Here is a 2,515-nt window from a genome sequence, read left to right as displayed (position 1 = left end):
CAATGAACCCCTTTTTCGCCGCAAAAATTGTTTATGCGGCCTGACCACATTTGTTAGAATTTATATGAATTTTCAGTTATTAGTACCTCGATGTATTATATGGTACCACAATTATAAGAATTTGTCAACACAAAATGGAAAAGCAAAAGGTTAATTTAAAATAACAACACTATTTTTCCCATAATATTCTATAACTTGCGTAAGAAAATCAGGATTATATTTTTTAGATAATACAAATAGGATACGTCTTTGAATATTTGGTACTTCTAACCATCCGTCAGTAAATATGATAATACCTTCGGGTCTAATATTTTCTTCAACGTAATCAACTGCAGGTTGTAAATCTGTTGAACCTTTCCCTTTCAAAATAATTTCTTTCCATTTTCCCTTATGGTAGGTCATGACATTTTGAATTTGACTATCAGCTTGAACTAGTGTTACTTTACCTCCAAGATTTTTTGTTATTGATTCGATTTCACTAAAAAAAGAGTTATACTCTTCTTCTATAATTGATCCGGATGTATCAACTATTATTGCCACATTAGGTCCTAATTCTGAAACCCAACCTGGTTGGTCTTCATATCTTCTATTTGGTTTTAACAAACTTCTATATTTTTCTACAACTATTGAACTTCCAAAAAATCTTCTCAAAAGTGTTTTCCAATTTAAATATGGTTTTTTAACCATCAAAGAAACTGCCATTTCAACACCATCGGGTAAATTTTCTTTGGATTTATCATATGCCTGAGTTACAAATTCACTCACAATATCGAAAGCCATTTCCTCAGGAATTTCAGAGGAAAAATCATGTGAATCTGCATTTTTTTCTCTTTTGTCAATTATTTCTTCTAAATCTACCATTTTTTTCTCTTCTATAAAATCGAGTATATATTTATAATATTCTTCAGCTGTTTTATTCAATAAATTCATTGGAGCGGTAACAAAAAAGAACTCATTATCTGGAGCATGTCCTTCGGCCACCATTACATCTAAAGGTGTGGCAAAAGCATCAAGCTCCCTTATATATTGATTTATTGCAGCATCCATTGCTAAGTCCCAGATGCCTTTTTCCCGTTTATTTTTTGGTTTAATGAAAATATGACCATGGATGATATGATATATTTCATGTTTTAAAAGACCTTTAGTTATAGTTAATCCAAGATTTTGCAAACGTTTAGGATTGTACATAATCCTAAATTTAGCTTGAGAAGTGATTGAAACTTTAATTGTTCTCACAGCTTGCGTTGGAACATTATCAAAATTCATCCTTAAATAAGAAAAAAATAGACTTTCTTTTTCTAACTCTATCCAAGCTTTTTGAAGTATATCACTCATATTAGATACCTTCCATCCAAGAGGAATCTCCAAGCGTTATAGCAATTTCCTCCAATAACTTATCGTAGAAAGCTCTTTTTAAACCTTTGTTCTTTTCTATCATCTCATTTAAAAACCGTAATACAGAAAACAATGCATCTTTTGGAACTAAATCACTCAACTTTTTTAAATTTTCAGCAATAGCTCGTTGGTCTTGATTATTTAAAATTTCGATCATATCTTCTTCTTGAAGTGATTCAAAGAAGTTATTGATTCTGAATATAAGAGTGATTTTTTCTTCATTTGAAAGTTTGGCAACTTTTTCTATATTTTTGCCTTCCAATAACAAAGATTTAGGATCAGGTAACTCAACCTTATTTTCAAGAAATGAAAGAAAAGTTCTAGCGGCTTCGGACCCTACTATGGCTGCTGAGACAACATAACCATAGTTTTTAATATCTTCTTCTGACAATAAAGATAATACTTTGGCCAATTTATACCAGCTTCTTGGGCTAGGTCTCAAATTTAATCTCATTGATACAATTGTATCAGAGGAAAGATATTCTGGATATTCCTTAATAAAAGAGATAATTTCGGGCAATACATCGTTATTTGCTGACCACTCGACCCAATCATCAACATCAGGAGAAAGTTCTAAATGAAAAAATCTTGACATGAATGCAGGATCGGTTATTAGATCAACTTGGTCATATTCTTCATCAGGTGGATTAGCAGCTCCCATAATCCAAGCTCCTTCTGGAAGAACGTGATTATGAATTCTTTTATCTATAAGAAGTTGCATGATTGCGTTTCTAATAGACCTATGCGCTCGGTTAACCTCATCTATCATAATTAATACATTATCTTTGTCTGGCCACCAATCAGGTTTTAAGAAAACAGTTCTATCTGAACCACGGGCAGGTAAACCAATTAAGTCACCCGGTTCCATTTGAGAAATTATTAATATTATTAATTCTCTTCCAGTTTCGGAAGCTATTTCTCTTGCAATATCAGTTTTTCCAACACCAAAATGTCCCCAAATTAGTGGAATTTCACCAGCTTCCATTATTTTTTTGGAAAGATATTTTACAGTTGATGGTTTCAATAATAACTACCTCCTATTATGGTTTTTCTTCTTAAACAATTCAGAGATTCTAAAAATTAATAGGGCTTTGCCCTAGAACCCTTTTTTACCGATTGT

The 2,515-nt window shown here is 31.9% G+C and carries 2 protein-coding genes; both read right to left on the bottom strand.

Annotated elements, in window-relative coordinates:
• Nucleotides 1-150: 150 nt before the first annotated feature.
• Nucleotides 151-1,335 carry a vWA domain-containing protein gene (locus PKN74_RS06195; RefSeq protein WP_472309658.1) on the bottom strand — a complete coding sequence of 395 codons (1,185 nt, stop codon included), beginning with the start codon at nucleotides 1,333-1,335 and terminating at the stop codon, nucleotides 151-153.
• Nucleotide 1,336: 1 nt separating this feature from the next.
• Entirely contained in the window at nucleotides 1,337-2,419 is a 1,083-nt protein-coding gene (locus PKN74_RS06190) for an AAA family ATPase (protein ID WP_472309656.1), read from the bottom strand.
• Nucleotides 2,420-2,515: the final 96 nt, after the last annotated feature.

This window comes from Defluviitoga sp. (genome assembly GCF_035349255.1).
Classification (GTDB): Bacteria; Thermotogota; Thermotogae; order Petrotogales; family Petrotogaceae; genus Defluviitoga.
Note: the sequence above shows the minus strand (reverse complement) of the source record. Positions and strands in the feature narration are given on the sequence as shown.

Coding starts and splice junctions, on each gene's coding strand:
- PKN74_RS06195 (WP_472309658.1), bottom strand. CDS start 1,335: ATGAGTGATATACTTCAAAAAGCTTGGATAGAGTTAGAAAAAGAAAGT.